This window comes from Streptomyces sp. NPDC094147 (genome assembly GCF_044764265.1).
GTDB lineage: Bacteria > Actinomycetota > Actinomycetes > Streptomycetales > Streptomycetaceae > Streptomyces.
Map to the genome: position 1 here is coordinate 39627 of NZ_JBIWHT010000016.1, position 19549 is coordinate 59175.

General features: G+C 73.4%; 16 protein-coding genes. 5 read left to right on the plus strand and 11 right to left on the minus strand.

The annotated features are described in order from the left end of the window. Positions 1-773: 773 nt before the first annotated feature. Positions 774-932 (plus strand): hypothetical protein, encoded by a 159-nt coding sequence (locus tag ACIQ8J_RS22800; protein ID WP_403272601.1) that lies wholly within the window; start codon positions 774-776, stop codon positions 930-932. Positions 933-1675: 743 nt separating this feature from the next. Here the strand turns inward: ACIQ8J_RS22800 and ACIQ8J_RS22805 are convergent. The 7 genes from ACIQ8J_RS22805 to ACIQ8J_RS22835 all read right to left on the minus strand — a co-directional run bounded on the left by ACIQ8J_RS22805 (position 1676) and on the right by ACIQ8J_RS22835 (position 6558). Beyond that, positions 1676-1834, minus strand: coding sequence for a DUF6760 family protein (locus ACIQ8J_RS22805; protein ID WP_329464241.1), 159 nt, complete (start codon positions 1832-1834; stop codon positions 1676-1678). Continuing rightward, positions 1831-2271: a hypothetical protein gene (locus ACIQ8J_RS22810; protein ID WP_403272602.1), complete on the minus strand. Its 441-nt coding sequence runs from the start codon at positions 2269-2271 to the stop codon at positions 1831-1833. Before ACIQ8J_RS22810 ends, ACIQ8J_RS22805 begins: the two co-directional genes overlap by 4 nt. Further along, positions 2271-2714, minus strand: a complete 444-nt coding sequence (locus ACIQ8J_RS22815) for a phage tail protein (RefSeq protein ID WP_403272603.1) — start codon at positions 2712-2714, stop codon at positions 2271-2273. Before ACIQ8J_RS22815 ends, ACIQ8J_RS22810 begins: the two co-directional genes overlap by 1 nt. Positions 2715-2770: 56 nt before the next feature. Continuing rightward, complete coding sequence (locus tag ACIQ8J_RS22820) at positions 2771-4357, minus strand: phage tail sheath subtilisin-like domain-containing protein (RefSeq protein ID WP_403272604.1); 1587 nt, start codon at positions 4355-4357, stop codon at positions 2771-2773. Between the two features lie 67 nt (positions 4358-4424). Continuing rightward, the gene (locus ACIQ8J_RS22825) at positions 4425-4607 is read right to left on the minus strand and encodes a hypothetical protein (RefSeq protein WP_403272605.1); all 183 of its coding nucleotides are present in this window, start codon (positions 4605-4607) and stop codon (positions 4425-4427) included. Between the two features lie 200 nt (positions 4608-4807). Further along, positions 4808-4960: a hypothetical protein gene (locus tag ACIQ8J_RS22830; protein ID WP_403272606.1), complete on the minus strand. Its 153-nt coding sequence runs from the start codon at positions 4958-4960 to the stop codon at positions 4808-4810. 125 nt (positions 4961-5085) lie between these two features. Beyond that, entirely contained in the window at positions 5086-6558 is a 1473-nt protein-coding gene (locus ACIQ8J_RS22835; protein ID WP_403272607.1) for a hypothetical protein, read from the minus strand. A 284-nt stretch (positions 6559-6842) separates the two neighbouring features. On the opposite strand from ACIQ8J_RS22835, the gene ACIQ8J_RS22840 reads away from it, so the two are divergent. The 3 genes from ACIQ8J_RS22840 to ACIQ8J_RS22850 all read left to right on the plus strand — a co-directional run bounded on the left by ACIQ8J_RS22840 (position 6843) and on the right by ACIQ8J_RS22850 (position 13452). Then, entirely contained in the window at positions 6843-10052 is a 3210-nt protein-coding gene (locus ACIQ8J_RS22840; protein ID WP_403272608.1) for an AfsR/SARP family transcriptional regulator, read from the plus strand. 51 nt (positions 10053-10103) lie between these two features. Further along, the gene (locus ACIQ8J_RS22845) at positions 10104-11672 is read left to right on the plus strand and encodes a hydrolase (RefSeq protein ID WP_403272609.1); all 1569 of its coding nucleotides are present in this window, start codon (positions 10104-10106) and stop codon (positions 11670-11672) included. A gap of 358 nt (positions 11673-12030) precedes the next feature. Beyond that, positions 12031-13452, plus strand: a complete 1422-nt coding sequence (locus tag ACIQ8J_RS22850; RefSeq protein ID WP_403272610.1) for a hypothetical protein — start codon at positions 12031-12033, stop codon at positions 13450-13452. A 104-nt stretch (positions 13453-13556) separates the two neighbouring features. Here the strand turns inward: ACIQ8J_RS22850 and ACIQ8J_RS22855 are convergent, their stop codons facing one another. The 4 genes from ACIQ8J_RS22855 to metG form a co-directional block, all read right to left on the minus strand. Further along, entirely contained in the window at positions 13557-15539 is a 1983-nt protein-coding gene (locus tag ACIQ8J_RS22855) for an AAA family ATPase (RefSeq protein WP_403272611.1), read from the minus strand. Next, positions 15536-16168 (minus strand): DUF4255 domain-containing protein, encoded by a 633-nt coding sequence (locus ACIQ8J_RS22860; protein ID WP_403272612.1) that lies wholly within the window; start codon positions 16166-16168, stop codon positions 15536-15538. The genes ACIQ8J_RS22855 and ACIQ8J_RS22860 overlap by 4 nt, the downstream gene beginning before the upstream one ends. 105 nt (positions 16169-16273) lie before the next feature. Beyond that, a complete protein-coding gene (locus ACIQ8J_RS22865) occupies positions 16274-16948 on the minus strand; it encodes a LuxR C-terminal-related transcriptional regulator (RefSeq protein WP_403272613.1) in 675 nt (224 codons plus the stop codon). A 212-nt stretch (positions 16949-17160) separates the two neighbouring features. After that, a complete protein-coding gene (metG, locus tag ACIQ8J_RS22870) occupies positions 17161-18741 on the minus strand; it encodes a methionine--tRNA ligase (RefSeq protein ID WP_403272614.1) in 1581 nt (526 codons plus the stop codon). 147 nt (positions 18742-18888) lie between these two features. Between metG and ACIQ8J_RS22875 the strand changes: the two genes are divergently transcribed. Continuing rightward, positions 18889-19542, plus strand: a complete 654-nt coding sequence (locus ACIQ8J_RS22875) for a response regulator transcription factor (protein WP_403272819.1) — start codon at positions 18889-18891, stop codon at positions 19540-19542. The last annotated feature ends 7 nt before the right edge of the window (positions 19543-19549 follow it).

Below are 19549 nucleotides of genomic sequence, written 5' to 3' on the forward strand. Positions count from 1 at the left end.
CCGGGGCGGTGGTGCCGGTGGTGGGGTTGGCGGTCCGCTGTATGGCGGGGCCGGTGGTGGGTGCGGTGGGCGTCGCAGGCTTCGGCGCCGGAGCGCTGGGGGAAGCAACCTCGCGCTGTATCGGGGGAGTTGCGACGGGTGCCGGGCTCGTCGGCACGGCGGGGTTGACCGCCGGGCCCTGCGGCGATGCGGTGGCCCGCTGCACCGGGGCGGGGGTGCTCGGGCGCGGCGCTGCGGGGGTGGTGCCGGTGGTGGGGCTTTGTGAGGGCGTGGCGGTCCGCTGTATGGCGGGGCCGCTGGTGGGTGTTGCGGGCTTCGGCGTCGGAGCGCTGGGGGAAGCAACCTCGCGCTGTACCGGGGGAGTTGCGGCGGGTGCCGGGCTCGTCGGCACGGCGGGGTTGATCGCCGGGCCTTGCGAAGATGCGGTGGCCCGCTGCACCGGGGGTGCGGTGTGCGGCGCCGGGGCGGGGGCGGTGCCGGTCGCGGGGTTGGTGGTCCGCTGTATCGCGGGGCCAGTGTTGGACGCCGTGGACGCGCTGGGCGTCGAGGGCTTCGGCGCTGGTGCTACGGCGGGAGCAACTCCGCGCTCCACAGCGGGAGTTGTACCCGACGACGCCGGACCGGCCGACACGGCAGGCTCGGCCGCCGCCGGGCCCTGCGGAGATGCGGCGGCCCGCTGCACAGGCGGTGCGACCGGGGTCGCGGACCCGTGCCGGGGCGCGGCAGAACCCTGGTTGCCCGGAACGTGCGGCGCTGCCGCACCCGGACCCGGCGTGACGGCAGAGGTACCCGTGGAGCCGGGCGAAGACGTCGCGGCGCGCTGCACCGAAGGTGCCGACTCCGTACGGGAGTTGACCGCCGGGCCCTGCGGATCCGTGACGGCCCGCTGCACGGCGGCACTCGCGCTGGACGGAGTCGAGGCCGCCCCCTGAGCGGCAGCAGCGGACACACCAGACCCAGTCGGGGCGACCGGCGATGGCCCCGCATTCCGCACAGGAGCGACCGCCCGCTGCACCGAAGCGGGAGCGGCGGAACCCGGAGCAGGGCTCGCCCCCGTCCGGGATGCCGAAGCAGGAGCAGGAGTCGACCCCGCCCGCTGCACTGAAGCAGGAGCGGAGCCCGCAGCCGAATCGGACCCCGAAGCAGGAGCCGAACCGGAGGTAGGCGCTGACCCCGCCCGGGAAGCCGGAGCCGAACCGGAAACAGGACCCGGCACCGCCCGCTGCACCGAAGCCGGACCAGAACCCGAGCCGGAGCCCGGACCAGAACCCGAGCTCGGAAGTGACCCAGCCCCGAAAGCCGGAGTCGGGGCCGGGTCCGCTGCCTCGCCTCGCCTCCCGCCGGAGGAACCCGCCACCGGCAGGTGCAGCAATGGGGCGGACGGGCTCGGTGGGACCGGGGTCACGGCGTTGTGGAGGACGCCGTGGGGGGCCGTCGGGGAGACCGCGTGGGTCAGGGGGCGTACCACCGACAGGTCCTGGTGGGCGGCCAGGGTCGAGCCGAAGGCCGCTTCCGCGGTGAGGCGGGGGGCGGCCAGGGCACGCTGGATCGGGGGCGTGGCGGCCCAGCCGCCGTCACTCCGTACGGGAGGGGAGGCCGGAGCCGGAGCGGCCGGAGCCGCCGGGGCGGTCTCGGACGTCCGGCCACGCCGGCGCTTGAACAGGCCCATCCCCCGTCACCGCTCCCCTTCGCCTTGTTCCACCAGTGCCGCCACCCGCCGTACGTACGCCCGCCGGTCCGCATGCTCCAGGTCGAGGATGGAGTCCATGCCCCAGTGGAAGTGGTAGGCCAGGTACGCGGTCTCCTCCTCGATCCGGTCGGCCGCGTACGTCACGATTCCCCCAGGCGGCTCCCGGCCAGCTCGACCTCGAAGGACTCATTGCAGTGCGGGCAGGCCACGGCCGCCCGGGTGTGTCCCTCGGCGTTGATCTGCCGGTAGAAGTCCTGGAGGAAGGCCAGGTCGGAGGCGAACATGTTCTCCACCGTGCCGTCGTGGACATCGCCGAGGGTGCCGAGCCGGGTGATCACCCGGCCGAGCAGGACCACCGACAGGTACGCCGGGTTCTCGCGGACCCGTACGTCCCGCAGCGGCACCAGCTCGTCGCGGGCCGTGGCGAGCCGCATCGAACCGTGGCGGTGCACGGTGCCCGACTCGTCCACGTAACCGCGCGGCAGCTCGAACTCGAACTCGGTGCGCAGCGGCTCCCGCGCGGCCGACGGGGACTGGGCCTGGGCCTCGGCTCCCCCAACTCCAGGACCTTCGCGCCTCATTACTCGATGACCAGCTCTTCGAAGGTGATGGTGACCTGCTCGGTCATCGCCGAGGCGTCGCCGGCCTTGACCGAGCTGATCTCGACCTTGGTGCACCAGGCGTTGCGCAGGTGGTAGCGCTTCACCGGGTTCTCCTGGTAGTCCATCATGATGATGGAGGCGTTCTTGCGGGCCGAGCCCATGTTCCCGTCGATGGACTGCTTGATCCACTCGGAGAACGTGGACGAATGGGTGGCGCCGCGGGTCACCTGGCACTCACCGGCCTTCTTCACGCCGGGCAGCTTCTTGATGATCGGCTTGCCGGCCGAGGAGACCTGCTGGTACTCGATGACGTCCTGCTCCATCGAGAGGCTGCTGACTTCCTGCAGGTACTCGACCATGACACCGTCGATCTGCAGGCCGAAATTGTGGGTGGTGAGGGCATCACCGGGCTGAAGCGACATGCTGGGTTACTCCTGTTCGTACGAAATCGGCCTAGGGGATGGGGAGTCGGGGCCTTCTACTCCTCCAGCTCGCCGCCGCCGCCCGAGAACTGGGCCAGGCGGAACACGACGAACTCGGCGGGCTTGACGGGCGCGATGCCGATCTCGCAGACGACGCGGCCGAGGTCGACGGACTCGACCGGGTTGGTCTCCTCGTCGCACTTCACGTAGAAGGCGTCCTCGGGGCGCTGGCCGAACAGGGCGCCGTTGCGCCACTCGTTGACCAGGAACGCCGAGATGTTGCGGCGGATGCGGGCCCACAGCGCCTGGTCGTTCGGCTCGAACACCACCCACTGGGTGCCGATCAGGATCGACTCCTCCAGGTAGTTGAAGTAGCGGCGAACGTTCAGGTAGCGCCAGGCCGGGTCGGAGGCGAGGGTGCGGGCGCCCCAGACGCGGATGCCGCGGCCCGGGAAGGCGCGGATGCAGTTGACGCCGACGGGGTTCAGCAGGTCCTGCTCGCCGCGGGTGATCTGGAGCTCCAGGTCCACCGCGCCGCGCACGATCTCGTTGGCGGGGGCCTTGTGCACACCGCGCTCGGAGTCGTTGCGGGCCCAGATGCCGGACATGTGGCCGGACGGCGGCACGACCTTGGTCTGGCCGCTGGACGGGTCGAAGACCTTGACCCAGGGGTAGTACAGGGCGGCGTACCGGGAGTCGTAACCGGCCACCTCCATGCGCCACTTGCGGATGTCGCGGGCGTTGAGTCCGGGCGGCGGGTCCAGGACGGCCATCCGGTCGCCCATCAGCTCGCAGTGCGCGACCAGGCCGAGCTGGACGGCCTTGACCTGCTCCAGGTCGATCAGGCCCTGCTGGTAGATGGCCATCAGGTCGGGCACCGCGACCATGTTGATCTCGTCGAGGGCCTCCAGGCCGCCGAAGCCGGTGCGGTCGGCGGAGTCACCGATGAACTGGCCGGATTCGATCCGCGCGACCGTGCCGCCGGTGGCGGCCGGGGCGGGAGCGGCGACGGGCGGCGCGAGGGTGACGGCCTGGGCCTCGGGGCGGGTCAGCTGGCCGCCCGCGACGGCCTCTTCGAGGGTGATCGTCTTCGAGCGCTGCTTGACCTGCGTGACGACGAAGTTGCGGGCCGACTTCTTGGCGCTGACGTCGAAGTTCTCGACGATGGTGTCGCCGTCCTTGACGACCAGCTTGAAGCGGTCGGCGTCCTTCTCGCCCTCGGCGTCCTGCACCTCGACGGTGAGCGCGCCGCCGTTCGTGCCCGCCGCGATGGCGGCCACCTTGAACGCGCCGAGCGCGACGGACTCGCCGGCGGTGATCGCCTGGGGAGCCGAGGCCGCGGCGGAGGTCTGCGGTGCCGCCTGCGCCGTGCCGGTGTCGGCGCCGCCGACGCGCACGACGTAGGCCGCCGTACCGCCGTTGTTGAAGAAGCCGTAGACGGAGTGCGCCAGGTAGTACCCGTCCGTGAACTCCCCGAACTCGGCGACGTACTGGGACCAGTTGGTCACCAGCGTCGGCTCGTTCAGCGGCCCGACGGGAGCGAGCCCGACGAAGGCGGCGACGGAGGTGCCGACCCCCTCGATGGGGCGGGATCCGCTGGCGACTTCCTCGACGTAGACGCCGGGGGAGAGGTAGTTGGGCACGGTCGGGGTCTCCTCGTGAAGGTGGGGTGGTACGAGCCGGGACGGCCCGGCCGCCTGGCCGGGTCCGCTACGGGTGGTCGAGGGCGCTGCCGCCCCACGTGGCGGGCACCGCCGCGCTGCCCGCGGTGCGCTGGACGGCTGCCGCGACGGAGAGGGTCGGCTCGGTCGCGTCGACCGGGGCGTGCTGGGTACGGTCCGGCAGTCGCGGGCGGTGAGTGCCCCGTGCGGCCTGCTGGTCCTGCGCACGCATGTGGTTCCCGTTCCCCCGAGTCGCCGTGACGGCCAATGTCCCGCCCAGCCTCGCTGGCGCGGGCGGGCGGCGGGAGGGGAGAAGGTGCGGGGGCGAGGGCAGCCGGGGTTGCCCGTCCGGTCACTCGGGCGGGTGGGCGCGGGCAGCGCGAAGCGTCGGCGACCCGGGGCGTCCGGGGGCCGGGGACCGCGGGCGTACGGTCAGCGGTCGTCCTCGTCCGGCGTCACCGGCACGGGAGCGGGCGGGGAGCAGGGACGGCCGGTGCTCAGCCGGTTGGCCTCGCGGACCTTCTCCATCAGCTCCTCCCTGCGCCTGGCGTCCTCGGCCGCCTGCTGTTCCGTACTGTCACCCATGGCGCGCACCCCCTCAGAGCCACTGCCTGCGGTCCGTGATCGTGCGGTAGCTGTCCGTACGTCAAGCAGCGTGCTCCCCGGAGCACCGGCCTGGCCAGTGGGCGCGACTTTCCGATGCCTTTTGCCTACGTGTTCGAACTCCCCCGGCCGGTCGGGCCCGCGGCCTGGTCCGCCGGGCGGGACACCCGCAGCGTCAGCGGGTTGTTGAAGTACCCCGAGGCCGCCTGCTGCTCGTGGAAGCTCTCGCCGGGGCCGCCGCCGTAGACGCGGAAGAACCAGGAGCGGCAGGTGTGGTCCTCGAAGTCCTGCTGCAACTGGAGGCGGGGTTTGCCCAAGACCTGCCTGACCTCGTCGTCCTTGACCAACGCGGCGAGCACCTGGTCGAACTTCGTCTTGAACGCCTGCGGGTCGTCGCTCTCCAGGAGCGGTTTGAGCCGACTGAACAACCGGCCCTCGTTGGCCCGCTTGCGCAGCAGTTCGTACAGCTCGGAGCGGGCCTTCGCGTCGAACTCGTTGCGGGCGTAGTTCTCCAGCGTCACCTGGCAGGTGCCGTCGAGGGACCGCGCGACGACGGCCGCGAAGTGGTAGCCCCACACGTTGTCGCCGCGGTCGGTGGCGGGCGCCACGGAGTGGTCGAGGCCGTCCTCGGCCAGCATGCTGAAGATCGCGAAGCCCTCGCCGGGGCCGGGGGAGGCGTACTTGTTGATGCCGAGGCGGGCCTCGGTGGCGTCCCGGCCGCCGTCTCGGGTGGCCTCGCCGTAGGACCGGCCGAGGTCTCCGGCCGGGGCCGGGCCGCTGTCCGCCGCGGTGAGTGCGCCCGCCACGCCGAGCGTGGAGTCCGTGTCGCCCGCGACGGCGTGCGCGACCCGGTTCGCGCGGGCGTCGCTGTCGGAGCCCGGGGTGAGCAGGAAGTTCCCGGCGCCGCCGCCGAGCACCGCCGAGGCGCGCTTGGCGTGCTGGGAGCCGATCAGGCTGCACGCGAGCGAGATGCAGGTGGAGCGCAACAGGGAGACGAACGGCCCGAGTTGGCTCTCGGCGGGCGCGTCCACGACGACGGCCGGCTGCACCCGCAGCAGCCGGTGCCCGCCGATGCCGATGCTGCGGCTGCCGGTGACGAGCTCCACGCTGCTTCCGGCGCCGCGCAGCGCCGCGTTGGCGGTGTCCACGACGGCCTGCACCGCGTAGAACTCCTTGGGCTCGTCCACGCCGTGGACGGCCAGGGTGCCGTCGTCGGCCACCCGCAGCGGGGCGTCGGCGGGGTCGACCTTGACGTGTTCGTAGCGCAGCCGCTCCCTGATGTCGCGCGGTTCGCCGCCGCCGCCCATCGCGACCTTCGGCTCCGGGGCCTGCGCGACGAAGTACGGTACGCGGTCGTCCTGTTGGGGCTCGGCGTCGTAGCTGCCGCCCGCGTGGGTGCTGATCCGCTGCACGGGCGCGGGCGGGTGGGACCGGGACGCGGCGGGGCCGAGCAGCCGGGCGAGCGCCGCGTTGCCCGCGGTGCGCTGGAGGTCCGCGATGGCCGAACCGCGCCGCAGCGGGGGCCGGGCGTTCGGTCCCTCGCCGCGCGGATCGGCCGGTTTCTGTTCCTTGGCCCGCACGTGTCCGGACTCCCCTCGGTGACTGCCTCGCGATTCTTCGGCCGCCTACGAGGGAACGCACGAGGCGCCCGGACCGTCTTGGGGGCAGGGAGTTTGCCCTTTCGCCCGGTTACTCACGGGATGGAGGGCCAGTTCAAGCCAACTCCATGGGGGATACACGGGGTGATGGGGGCCGTCGGGCGCTCCTGACGTAGCGTTTCGGTGGACCGGACGAACAGGATCCGTGGGCCGGAAGGGCAAACGTCGGGGGACGAGTCGGCCGGGCGAGGGAGAGGCAGCGGCGCGTGGCGGAATCCGGCGGAACGGGCGAGAGCGGCATAGCCGGGGGAGTGCGGTTCCGCATGCTCGGGCCCGTCGAGGGTGAACTCGGCGGCACGGCACTGGCGTTGGGCCCGCCCCAGCAGCGGGCCCTGCTCGCCGTACTGCTGCTGCGCGAGGGCCGGCCGGTCTCCATGCCGGAGCTGCTCGACGCGATCTGGGGGGAGCGGCTGCCCCCGCGCGGAGTGGGCACCCTGCGCACCTACGTATCGAGACTGCGCACCCTGCTGGAGCCCGGCAGGCCCGCGCGCACCCCGGCCAGGCTCCTGGTGTCGGCCGACGACGGCTATGCGCTGCGGGTGCCGTCCGCCGCGCTGGACACCACGGTCTTCGAGGCCCGCCTCGCCGAGGCCGCGCGGCTGCGCGGCGCGGGCGACACCGCCGCCGCCCACCGCGAACTGGCCGGAGCGCTCGCCCTGTGGGGCGGCACCCCGCTCTCGGGCCTGCCCGGTCCGCACGCGGAGCGCCAGCGCGACCGGCTGACCGAACTGTGGCTCTCGGCCCGCGAGGACCACTTCCACTGCGCGCTCGCCCTGGACCGCCACGCCGCGACGATCGCCCCGCTGGGCGCGTTCGCCGCCGAACACCCGCTGCGCGAACGCGCCCAGGCACTGCTGATGCTGGCCCTGCACCGGGTGGGCCGCCAGGCGGACGCGTTCGCGGTGTACGAGACGACCCGCCGCACCCTGGACACCGAACTGGGCGTCCCCCCGGGCCCCGAACTCACCGCCCTGCACACCCGGTTGCTGTCCCGGCCGCTGGAAGCCCCGGTCACGCAGAAACCCCCCGTCGTGGGCAATCGCTCCGCCCCCGTTGTGGGCAATCGTTCCGCAGGGCGATCGGGGTCTCCCCTGGTCGAGCGAAGCCGAGACCTCGGGGAAGGGTGGGCACAACGAACCCCCGCAGTCGGAACCCCGGTTACCGCTCCGCCCGCCCCCGCCGAGCCGGAACCCACCAACCCCGTCCCCTCCCAACTCCCCCCGGACATCCAGGACTTCACCGGCCGCGCCCCCCTGCTCGCCGAGGTGACCGCCACCCTCCAAGAGGCCTCGAACGGCCAGGCGGTAGGCCTGGCCGTACTCACCGGCCTGGCCGGAGTGGGCAAGAGCGCCCTGGCCGTACACGCCGCCCACCGCATGCGCGCCGCGTTCCCCGACGGACAGCTGTACGTCGACCTCCGAGGACACGACCCCGAGCCCGCCGACAGCGCCGCCGTCCTCACCCAGCTGCTCCGCTCACTGGGCGTCCCCGAGGCCGCCGTCCCCGAGGACGCCGGGCAGCGGGCGGCGCTGTACCGCTCGCTGCTCGCCGGCCGGCGCGTGCTCGTGCTGCTCGACGCCGCGCACGACACCGCGCAGATCCGCCCGCTGCTCCCCGGCACCCCGGGCAGCGCGGTCCTCGTCACCAGCCGTACGCGCATCGTGGGCCTGCCCGGGGCGCGGCTCGTGGACGTCGAGGCGCCGGCCGAGCCGGACGCCCTGGACATGCTGGCAGCGATCGCGGGCGCCGGGCGGGTGCGCTCCGAGCCGGACGCGGCCCGTCAACTGGTCGCCGCCTGCGGCCGGTTGCCGCTCGCCGTGCGCATCGCGGCGAGCCGGCTGGTCGCCCGCCCCGACTGGGCGGTGGCCGATCTGGTGACCAGGCTGCGCAGCGAGCGCCGCCGTCTGGACGAGCTGGAGGCCGACGGGCTCGGCGTGGACGCCGCCTTCCGGCTCAGCTACGAAGGGCTCGACGCCCCGGCCGCGCGCGCCTTCCGCCTCGCGGCCGCCGCCGATGTGCCGGTCTTCGGCCGGGACACCACGGCCGCGCTGCTCGGCGTGGACGAGTACGCCGCCGAGGACGCGCTGGAGGCGCTCGTCGACGCCGGTCTCATCGAGGCGTACGGAGTGGACCGCTACCGCTTCCACGACCTGGTGCGGATCTTCGCTCGGCGCATGCTGGAGCGTTCGCCCAACGCCGCCGAACGGCCCGCCGCCCAGCGCAGGCTCCTCGACCATGTGCTCGCCGGGATGCGCAACACCCTGCGCTGCCTGCGTCCGCTCAGCGGCGTACCCGATCTGCTGCACGAGCCGCAGGCGCCCGGCTTCCGGCCGGCCGGGGCCGAGGACGCCCGGCTCTGGCTCCAGGAGTCGCACGAGCTGATCCGGGCCACCGTCGAGCAGGCGCTGGGCAAGGGCCCCTGGGAGGACCTGGGCGAGCAGGCGCTGCGGCCCGCCGTCGACCTCCTCACCGGCTGGGCCCAGCTGATCCTCGGCACCGCCCGCCGCCGCGAACTCCAGGGCCCGGCCCGCCTAGCCCTGTCGGCGGCGCACTGCCACGGCGACGCCCGCTCCGCCGGCCGGGCGCTGCGCCTGATCGCGGTCGTACCGCAGCAGGGCGCCGACACCTACCCGCGCATGGAGCGCACCCTGCGCCAGGCGCTCAGGTACGCGACGCTCGCGGGCGACCCGCTCGCCGAGTCGGAGGCCGCGCACGAACTCGCCATGATCCTGGGCGTGATGGGTCGGCCCGCCGAAGCGCTCCCCCTCTTCGAGCAGGCCTACGCCCGCTTCACCGAGCTGAACAGCCCCGGCGACGCGGTGCGCGTCCTCGCCCATGTCGTACGCACCCACATGCTGCTCGGCCAGAAGGAGCGCGCCGAGGCCGCGGCCGATGAAGTACTGCGCAGAGCACGGGAGTTGGGGGACCGGGGTACGCTCGGGCATGTGCTGTACCAGATCGGCTGCGCGCTGCTCGTCGGCGGCCGGCCGGTGCGGGCGGCCGCCCATCTGCGGGAGTCGCGCCAGCACCACCAGTGGAGCGGCGACCTGCGCTGGGAGGCGCTCGCCTGGGCGCGGCTCGCGCACTGCGCGCTGGCCCGGGAGCGGCCCAGCGAGGCCGCGGCCTGTGCGACGCAGGCCCTGTCCATCGAGGGCGACCTCGGTGACCCGTTCTGCCGGGGGCTCGCGCTCGCGGCGCGCGGCCGGGCCCTGCTCGCGCTCGGCGAGACCCCGGCGCTGTCCGCGCTGGCCTCGCTGCGCACCGCGCACCGGCTGCTCAGCGCCCGCGGCGCGGCGGAGGCCGACGAGCTGACCTCGCTGCCGTGGACCGGCCCGGCCACGGTGCCCCGGCAGTCGACTGCCCCCTCGGGCAGCCAAGTCGGCGGGGCCGCGAGTGCAGCCAGGGCTGCCCTCTGACAGAGCCTTTCGGGCAGGGGGGCGCTCGGCGCGCCCCCTAGCCTTTTCCTCATGACCATGTGGACGTCTCTGGACCCGGCCGCCGTCGCCGTCGATCCCGGTGGGCGGGCCACCGCGCGGCTGAGGGTACGGAACACCGGCGACACGGTCGAGGAATACCGCCTCTCGGTTGTCGGCACTCCCTCGGGCTGGGCCCGGGTGGAGCCCGACACCCTGCGCCTCTACCCCGGCAGCGAGGGCACCGCGGAGATCTCCTTCGCGCCGCCCCGCTCCTCCGACGCCCTGGCGGGCCCGGCCCCGTACGGCGTCCGCGTGGAGCCCCGCGAGCACCCCGAGCTGCGGGACGTCCTTGAGGGGCAGGTCACCGTCGCGCCCTTCACCGAGGTGCGCGCCGAACTGCTGCCGCCGAGCCTGGTCGGCCGGTTCCGCGGGCGGGCCGCGGTCGCCGTCGACAACCTCGGCAACACCCCGCTCACGGCCTCGCTGACCGTACGCGACGAGGCCAACCGGCTCACCTACGAGATGGCGCCGAACTCGGTCCAAGTCGCCCCCGGCCGGGCCGCGTTCGCGAAAGTGGTCATCCGGCCGCAGCAGGTCCGCTGGACCGGCACCGCCGAACAGCACCGCCTGACCCTGGCGGTGCGCCGCTCCGGCGACGACACCGGCCTTGAGCTCGGCGGCACCTTCGACCAGCGTCCGGTGCTGCCGCGCTGGCTGCTCGCCACGGGCAGCCTGCTGGTGGCGGCCGCGGTCGCGTTCGCGGTGATGTGGATGGGCTTCCAGCCGAAGATCAACACCGCGACGGGCGAGACGCAGCCCGGGGCCAGCGCGCAGCCGGTGCCGCAGGGCGCCGAGTCCCCGCTGCCGGCTGCCCCCTCGTCCCCGGCCTCACCGCCGGCGGGCGCCCCGAACCCGGCCGGTGGCGGCACGAGCGGCGGTGGCGGTGGCGGAGGCGGCGGCGACAACAGCTCCGCGCCCGGCGACGGCCCGCCGGTGATCCCCGCGGCACCCAAGCCGCCGCCCGCGCCGAAGGCGAACGCCAAGTCGGGCCCGCCCTGGCAGATGGGCTACCGGCCGGACGAGATCGTCACCTTCGCGCAGTACCGCCTGGCCACGCTCAAGAACGTCTGCTCGCTGCAGCCCGGCTGGACCGCCGGAGTCATCGACAAGCTCACCGACACCTCGCTGCGCTGCTACCAGGAGCACGTCATGCGGGACCAGAGGAGCAGCCGCGAACTGACGAAGACCGACCCGGCCGGCACGCTCGGCCGGGCCACCCTCGCCTCGCTGTGGGCGCAGGGCATCCGGCCGGACGATGTGAAGAGCGGCGCGAAGAACTACAAGGTGACACAGCTGACCGCGTCGTTCTGGTGGGCCTCGCAGGCCGTCATCTCGAACGAGGACCTGAACCGCGACCGCATGTATGCCCGCAGCGGCATCGCCTACTTCCAGAGTGGCGAGCAGAACGCCCAGGTGTCGGTGTCGGACGACCAGCTCAAGGGCTGGATCAAGCAGTACCAGCAGGAGGTCGGCCTCCCGGCGACCGGCACGGCCGACTCGGCGACGATCGGCAAGCTGGTCGGCGGTTCGGTCAACGGGCCCGGCCGGTCGGGCCGTTAGCGCGGACGTTAGCGGGCGTTAGGCACCGGCCGCGCCCGCCCCGCCCCCACAGACTCCCGGGCGGCTGTTCCCCCACAGCCGTCCGGGGCAGGCCTCCCGGTGACCCCGGGACCGGCCACCGGCCGACCGCGGCCCCGGCCACCCCGGGACCGCGGATCCGGCCGACGGGGCCCCGGCACCCCGGGCCCCGGCCGCTCAAGCGTCCGGACGGTCGTCCCCCGCGACCGTCCGGATCCGGCCACCGCGCACCACTCGGGCCATGGGAGCGTGGCCGTCAGGGCACCCACCACTGCCCTCGGAACTGCCCTTTGCGGCGATGCCCCTGCCCCTGCCGCCCCACTTGACTCATGGGGTGAGTATGTGGACATCTCTGGAACCCCCCGCGACCACCGTCGCCCCCGGGGAGAGCACCGTCGTACGGCTGCGGGTGCGCAATACGGGGGACACCGTCGAGGAGTACCGGCTCTCGCCGGCCGGGGAGGCCGCCGGATGGGCGTCGGTGGAACCGGCCGTGCTGCGGATCTACCCCGGGGCGGAGGGCACCGCAGAGATCACCATCGCGCCGCCGCGCACCCCGGACGCCGTGGCGGGCCCGGTCCCGTTCGGCATCCGCGTCGAACCGCGCGAACACCCCGACGCCTCCGATGTCGCCGAGGGCCGCCTCACCATCGGCCCGTTCACCGAACTCCGCGCCGAGCTGGTGCCGCGCACCGTACGGGGCCGTCGGCGCGCCCGGGGCCGGGTCGCGATCGACAACCTCGGCAACCAGCCGCTGACCGCCTCCTTCTCCACCCGGGACAACGGCGACGCGTTCGACGTCGACGCCAACCCCGGCGCGGTCCAGGTGGCCCCGGGCCGGGCCGGATTCGCCGAGGTCGAGATCACCGCGACCAAGGTCAGCTGGTTCGGCACCTCGCGCGAACGCCCCTTCACCGTGCAGGTGGCGCGGGCCGGCGTGCCCGCCCCCGAGGAACTGCGCGGCACCTATGTGCAGACCTCGGTGTTCCCGCGCTGGCTCCTCGCGGTGGGTTCGCTCCTGCTGGCGCTCGCCGTGGCGTTCGCGCTGCTCTGGTTCAAGCAGGCCCCGTCGGTGACGAGCCAGGCCACCGAGAAGGCGCCCTCCAAGGAGGAGCCGCTGCCGCAGGGCGCCAAGAGCCCGCTGCCGTCCGCCCCGTCGGCCTCGCCGTCCGGCCAGCCCAAGGGCCCCGACGCCCCGCCCGCGCCGCCGAACCCCGCACCCAAGCCGAACCCTCCCGGCGGCGGCAGCACGGGTGGCGGTGGCGGCGGGGACGGCCCGAAGCCGCCGAAGTACGACCCGAACAAGAAGGTGCGGATCCAGTCCGGGCTCGGGCTGTTCCTGACGACGGCCACCGACCAGAAGCCGGAGGGCCGGTACGTCTACAGTGCGCCCGACACCCATGGCCAGCCGCCCTGGGACCAGTTCTGGGCCGTCCATCCGCTGCCGAACAACGAGTTCGCCTTCACCTCGTCGTCCGAGACGTGGGCCGTCGCGGACAAGACCAGGGAGGGCAACCAGATCCAGATGTGGGGCGCCTCCGGCGGCCTGCCGAGCCTGACCGACGGGTCGATGACCAGCAACCAGAAGTGGGCGATCCAGCCGATCGACGGCAGTGACGGCTACGTGCGCCTGGTGAGCCGGGACGTCGTCTGGTGCCTGTCCGACCTGTCGCCGAACGACAAGGCCCACCTCCAGGTCGCCGAGGTCCGCCCCTGCGGGGCCCTGCCCGCCGACCAGCAGCGCTGGAAGATCGTGCCGTAGCCGGTCGGTGCCGGGGTGCCCGCAAGGGCACCCCGCCGGGGGCGCGGGGAACTGCGCGACCGGCTACGCACGGTCCGCCGTCGCACACCCGCCCCCCTGCGGGGCTACGGGGCCCAGGCCGTGCCCACTCCCGGCACGAGCCGCCCCGACTTCACGTACTCCCGCCGCGCCCCGGTGCGCACGTCCTCGGCCGTCACCGGAGAACCCCGGTCGGCCGCGAGATACCCCGCCGTCACCGCCGCGGAGCGGACCGCCCCGCCCGCCAGCTCGAACTCCTTGGCGCAGGCGTCGAGTTCGGCCCCGAGACCGTCCTCCTGCGGCACCCCGGCCAGGGCGCCGCGCCACAGGGCGGCCCGCAGTTCCACGTCGGGGAACGGGAAGTCCACCACCAGGTCGAGCCGCCGGGTGAAGGCCTCGTCGATGTTGGCCCGCAGGTTGGTGGTCAGGACCGCGATGCCGTCGAAGGCTTCGAGGCGCTGGAGCAGATAGGCGCTCTCCAGGTTGGCGTACCGGTCGTGCGAGCTCTTGACCTCGGAGCGCTTGCCGAACACGGCGTCCGCCTCGTCGAAGAGCAGCACCGAGTCGGTCCGGTCGGCCTCCGAGAAGATCCGCTCCAGGTTCTTCTCGGTCTCGCCGACGTACTTGTCCACGACGGACGACAGGTCCACCACGTACAGGTCGAGACCGAGCTCGCCCGCGACGACCTCCGCCGCGAGGGTCTTGCCGGTGCCGGAGTCCCCCGCGAACAGCGCGACGACGCCGCGCCCGCGCCCGCCGCCGGTGCGCAGCCGCCACTCGCCGAGCACCCTGTCCCGGTGCCGGGCCCGCCCGGCCAGCTCGTGCAGCAGCGCGAGCGGCTCCTCGGGCAGCACCAGGTCACCGAACCCGACGGCGGGCCGCACCCGTCGCGCGTGCTTGTCGAGCAGCGGCGCCGACAGCAGCCGCGCGCTCTTCTGTACGTGGCCGAGACCGACCGGCGTCCCTTCGAAACCGGCCAGGGCCAGCGCCCCCCGGGCGGCCCGCCGCACCTGCCCGGCGCCGAGCCGGTAGGGCCCGACCGCCTCCGCCAAATCACCTTCGTAGGAGGGTAGTTCCTCGGTCCAGGCGGCCAGCGGGTCGGTCTCGACTGCCGTGTCCTCCAGGGCGAGGAGCCCCGCGTCCGGCGCCCAGCCGGGGTCGTACGGCTCGGTCCCCGCGAACACCACGGTGACGTCCCCCGCTGCCAACTCCCGTATGAACGGCCCGGGTTGTTCCTGCGGCAGTTCCACCACCACCGCGCAGCCGGAGCCGCGCAGCCGGGCCTCGCGCAGCAGGGCGCGGCCGGTCGCCGGGTCGGCCTTCTCGGGGCGGTGGCGCAGCACGGAGCGCCCGGCGCCGCGCAGGGCCGCGGTCACGGCGTCCGCGCCGCTGCCCGCCCTGCGCTCGCGCAGATGGACGGCGACGGGACGCGGCGAGCGGGCAATCCGCGCCGCGAGCCCCTCGGCGGGGGCACTGCCGCCGGGGGCGAGCAACTCGACGCGGGCGTCGCCCAGTTGGCCGTCCAGGGTGTCATCGCCCAGGAGGTGGGCGACCACCCGTTCCGGGACCCGCAGGGCCCGGCCCGGCAGCGGCCGGTCCTCGTCCTCCACGACGATCAGACCCGCACCGATCAGCGGCGCCGCCGGGTGGAGCCGGCCGCGGGCGACCGGGTCGTAGGGTCCGGTCCCGGCGAGTTCCAGGGCGAGGGCGACCGAGGCGCGGCGCCGGCCCACGTCGTCGTTGAGGTAGCCGTAGAGCGGCTCGAAGCGCCGGTCCACGTCGGGGGCGAGCGCCGTGAGGAGGATCAGTTCGTCGAGCGCGGTGAGGCCGAAGCCGGCCGCCGCCTCGTGCAGGCGGTCCCCGGGCTCGGGCGTGAACGGGGCGTCGGGCGCCGGAAGTTCGGGGACCGGGGCGTTCGCCAGACGGGTGGCGGACTCCGCCGACACGTACAGCCCGCGCAACGGGTCGCCGGCCGTCGGGTCGTCGGCGGAGCGGGCCGCCACCAGCGTGGCGACCGAGGTCCGCAGGCGTTCGAGGCGGCGCAGCAGGGCGGGGGCGGCCTCGTTCACTTGGCGCCGCCCCGCGTGGTGCGCGTCATCCGGGGCCGCGAGTCGTTCGGCACGCCGTCCCGGCCGGACACGGTGACCACCGCGCCCTCGGTGACCGGCGGTGCCACCTCGTACACCGGGGTGACCGGGAACGGCGTGGTGATCACCACGTCGAGCGAGGGCTTGAGCTCGCCGCCGAGCGCCGACCAGATGTCGGCAAGCGAACGCGATTCGGCGGGCGGCACCGCGACCGTGAGCGGAATCGTCGCCTTGTACGCGTCGAGCGCCTTCGGCACGGACTCCTCGGGCAGCATCTCGTGCGGCAGCAGACACGCCAACGCGCCGGAAAGCAGCCGGTGTTCGTCCTCGGGGCGGCTGGTCCACGCGGTGAGGAGGTAGGAGAGCCGGTACCAGCGGGGCGGCTGACGCCTGCGCAGCACGATGCCGTTGGCGTCCCGCTCCGCGTACGCGCCGCGCTCGCGGCGGGCCACGTCCTCGCGGATGTCGTACAGATAGGCGTTGAGGGTGGGCGTGTTGCGGCGCGCCGCCCAGTCGCGGGTGGGCGCCTCGAAGACGACGTCCCCCGTTCCCTCGGGCAGCGCCCCGCCGCGCAGGATGCGCCGCAGCGCCTCGTCGATTTCGTGGATCATTGAGCCAATTTCCCGAGTCCCGGACACCGGCCGAAAACAGACGGTCGCGGCGGCGATGTGAGCGGTTGGAGCCGTGTCGGCTGGGGGGTGCCCGCCGGGCATCCCCTAGATGTAGCCCTCGCGCAGGGCGTAGGCGACGGCGTGCGCGCGGTTGGTGAGCTGCAACCGCGTCATGAGGGCGTGCAGGATGTTCTTGACGGTGCGCTCCGAGTAGGCGAGCTTCTCGGAGATCTGCCGGGTGTCCAGGCCCTCGGCGACGAGCCGCAGCACGTCCACCTCGCGCGGCGCCATCCCGAAGAGCGGCGCGGACGACGCGGACCCGGTGGACGAGGTGGTCTCCGAGCGGCGCAGCCGCCCGACCTGCACGAGCAGCCGGCTGATCAGGTCCGGCGGCAGCTCGCCCTCGCCGCGCGCCGCACTGTGCACGGCCTTCAACAGCCGCTGCTCGGTGGCCTGGTGGCGCCACAGTATGGCCCGTACGCCGTACTCGACCACGGTCAGCAGATCCGGCTCGCGCAGCTCGCGGGCGATGAGCACCACGCGCTGCTCGCCGCCGCGCACGACCCGGCGCAGCTCGGCGGAGGCCGTGTCGTCCACCTGGTCGACGAGCATGACGGCGACGGCGGGGTCGGCCGGGCGGCCGTCCGTCTCGCGGGGCTCGCGGGTGTCGCGCAGGACTTCCACGGTCGGCTGGTGCTGCAGATGACTGATGACTCCGGCCCGGCTCAGCGGATCGGAGGCGTGAACGGTCACCGTGACACGATTCGCGAGCAATGGCATTCCCTGTCCCTTCTCCCACCCCGTGCGTACCCAACTGGCACAGAGTGGGGCGGCCCGATCAACAGCGAATCAACAACCGTTGAATGGGGCACCAAACTGGCCAAGATCGAGCAGAAGGTGAAGGGCGCAGGGACGCGGGGCCCGGGATCGTCCGACCCCGGGCCCCGCGAAATCCGTACGACAGCCGCTGCGGCAGCCGCCGCACCAGCCGCTTACGCGGGCTTCTCCTCAAGGCGCGGGAAGAGCACCGCGCCCTTGGTGACCTTCGCCCCCGGGGCCAGCAGGCCCCAGGCGCCCGCGTCCTGGACGCGCTGGCCGTCGAGCGCGCCGAGCGAGGCCTCGGCGCCCAGCGAGTCCCACAGCTGGTGCGAGGTGTCCGGCATCACCGCGTTGAGCAGCACCGCGACCCCGCGCAGCGACTCGGCCGCCGTGTACAGGATCGTCGCCAGCCGGGCCCGGCCCTCGGCGGATTCGTCCTTGGCGACCTTCCACGGCTCCTGCTCCGTCAGATAGCCGTTGACCTGCTTCACGAACTCGAAGACCGCCAGGATGCCGCCCTGGAAGTCGAGTTCGTCACCGATGCGCCGGTCGGCCTCGGCGGCCGCCTTCGCCAGACCGTCCTGAACGGCCTTCTCGGCGTCGCCGTCGTCCGTCGCGGCGGGCAGCTCGCCGCCGAAGTACTTGCCGACCATCGCCGCGAGGCGGGACGCCAAGTTGCCGTAGTCGTTGGCGAGTTCGGAGGTGTACCGGGCGGTGAAGTCCTCCCAGGAGAACGAGCCGTCCTGGCCGAAGGCGATCGCGCGCAGGAAGTACCAGCGGTAGGCGTCCACGCCGAAGTGCGAGGTGAGGTCCTGCGGCTTGATGCCGGTCAGATTGGACTTCGACATCTTCTCGCCGCCGACCATCAGCCAGCCGTTGGCGGCCACCTTCCCCGGCACCGGCAGCCCGTTGGCCATCAGCATCGCGGGCCAGATGATCGCGTGGAAGCGCAGGATGTCCTTGCCGACGAGGTGCACATCGGCGGGGAAGACCTCGTCGAACCGGGCCTGGTCGGCGCCGTACCCGACGGCCGTCGCGTAGTTGAGCAGCGCGTCCACCCACACGTAGATGACGTGCTGGGGGTCCCACGGCACCGGCACGCCCCAGTCGAACGTCGACCGCGAGATCGACAGGTCCTGAAGCCCCTGCCGCACGAAGTTCAGCACCTCGTTGCGGGCCGACTCGGGCTGGATGAACCCGGGGTTCGCCTCGTAGAACTCAAGGAGCCTCGGACCGTACTCGCTCAGCTTGAAGAAGTAGTTCTCCTCCTTGAGGAGTTCCACCGGCTTCTTGTGGATGGCGCACAGCTCGGTGCCGTCCTCGGCCCTGATGAGGTCGCCGGGGAGCTTGTACTCCTCGCAGCCCACGCAGTACGGGCCCTCGTAGCCGCCCTTGTAGATCTCGCCCTTGTCGTACAGGTCCTGCACGAACTCCTGCACCCGGTCGGTGTGCCGCTTCTCGGTGGTGCGGATGAAGTCGTCGTTGGCGATGCCCAGGTGCTCCCAGAGCGGCTGCCACGCCTCGCCCACCAGCTTGTCGCACCACTCCTGCGGGGTGACGCCGTTCGCCTCGGCCGTACGCATGATCTTCTGGCCGTGCTCGTCGGTGCCCGTGAGGTACCACACCTTCTCGCCGCGCTGCCGGTGCCAGCGCGTGAGCACATCACCGGCGACGGTGGTGTAGGCGTGGCCCAGGTGCGGGGCGTCGTTGACGTAGTAGATGGGCGTCGAAACGTAGTACGTCGGCGAAGGCATGCGCGGAATCCTATCGGCCGACGGGGGCCCGGCCGCCCGGGATGTCCGGATGGTGGGCGGCGGCGGAGAGGTTTGCGAAACACCCGTTGCCGTAGCAAGGACGCATCCTGGGAGAGAAGGGGGCACGTGCACACGAAGGACGAAACGATGCGGGTACTGGTCGCCGAGGACGAGGAGGTCCTCGCGGAGCTGGTCGCCACCGGCCTGCGCCGGGCCGGCTTCGCCGTGGACACCGTCTACAGCGGGGACGCCGCCCTCGCCTACCTGGGGCTGCACGACTACGACGTGGTGGTGCTCGACCGCGACCTGCCCCGCGTGCACGGCGACGAGGTGGCCCGCCGCCTGGTCGCCGACGCCTCCCGCACCCGCATCCTCATGCTGACCGCCTCCGCGTCCATGGAGGACCGCGTCCAGGGCCTCGACCTGGGCGCCGACGACTACCTGGGCAAGCCCTTCGAGTTCCCCGAACTGGTCTCGCGGGTCCGCGCCCTGCGCCGCCGCAGCGCCCGCCCGGTGCCGCCGGTCCTGGAACGGCACGGGCTGCGCCTGGACACCGTGCGGCGCACCGCGCACCGCGACCACCAGGAGCTCGACCTCTCGCCGAAGGAGTTCGCGGTGCTCCAGATCCTCCTGGAGGCCGACGGCGCGACCGTCTCGGCCGAGGAGCTCCTGGAGCGCGCCTGGGACGCCAACGCCGACCCCTTCACGGGTGCCGTACGCGTCGCCATGAGCAAGCTGCGCGCCAAACTCGGCGAGCCCGCGCTGATCCGCACCGTCCAGGGCGTGGGGTACGCGCTGTGAACCCGAA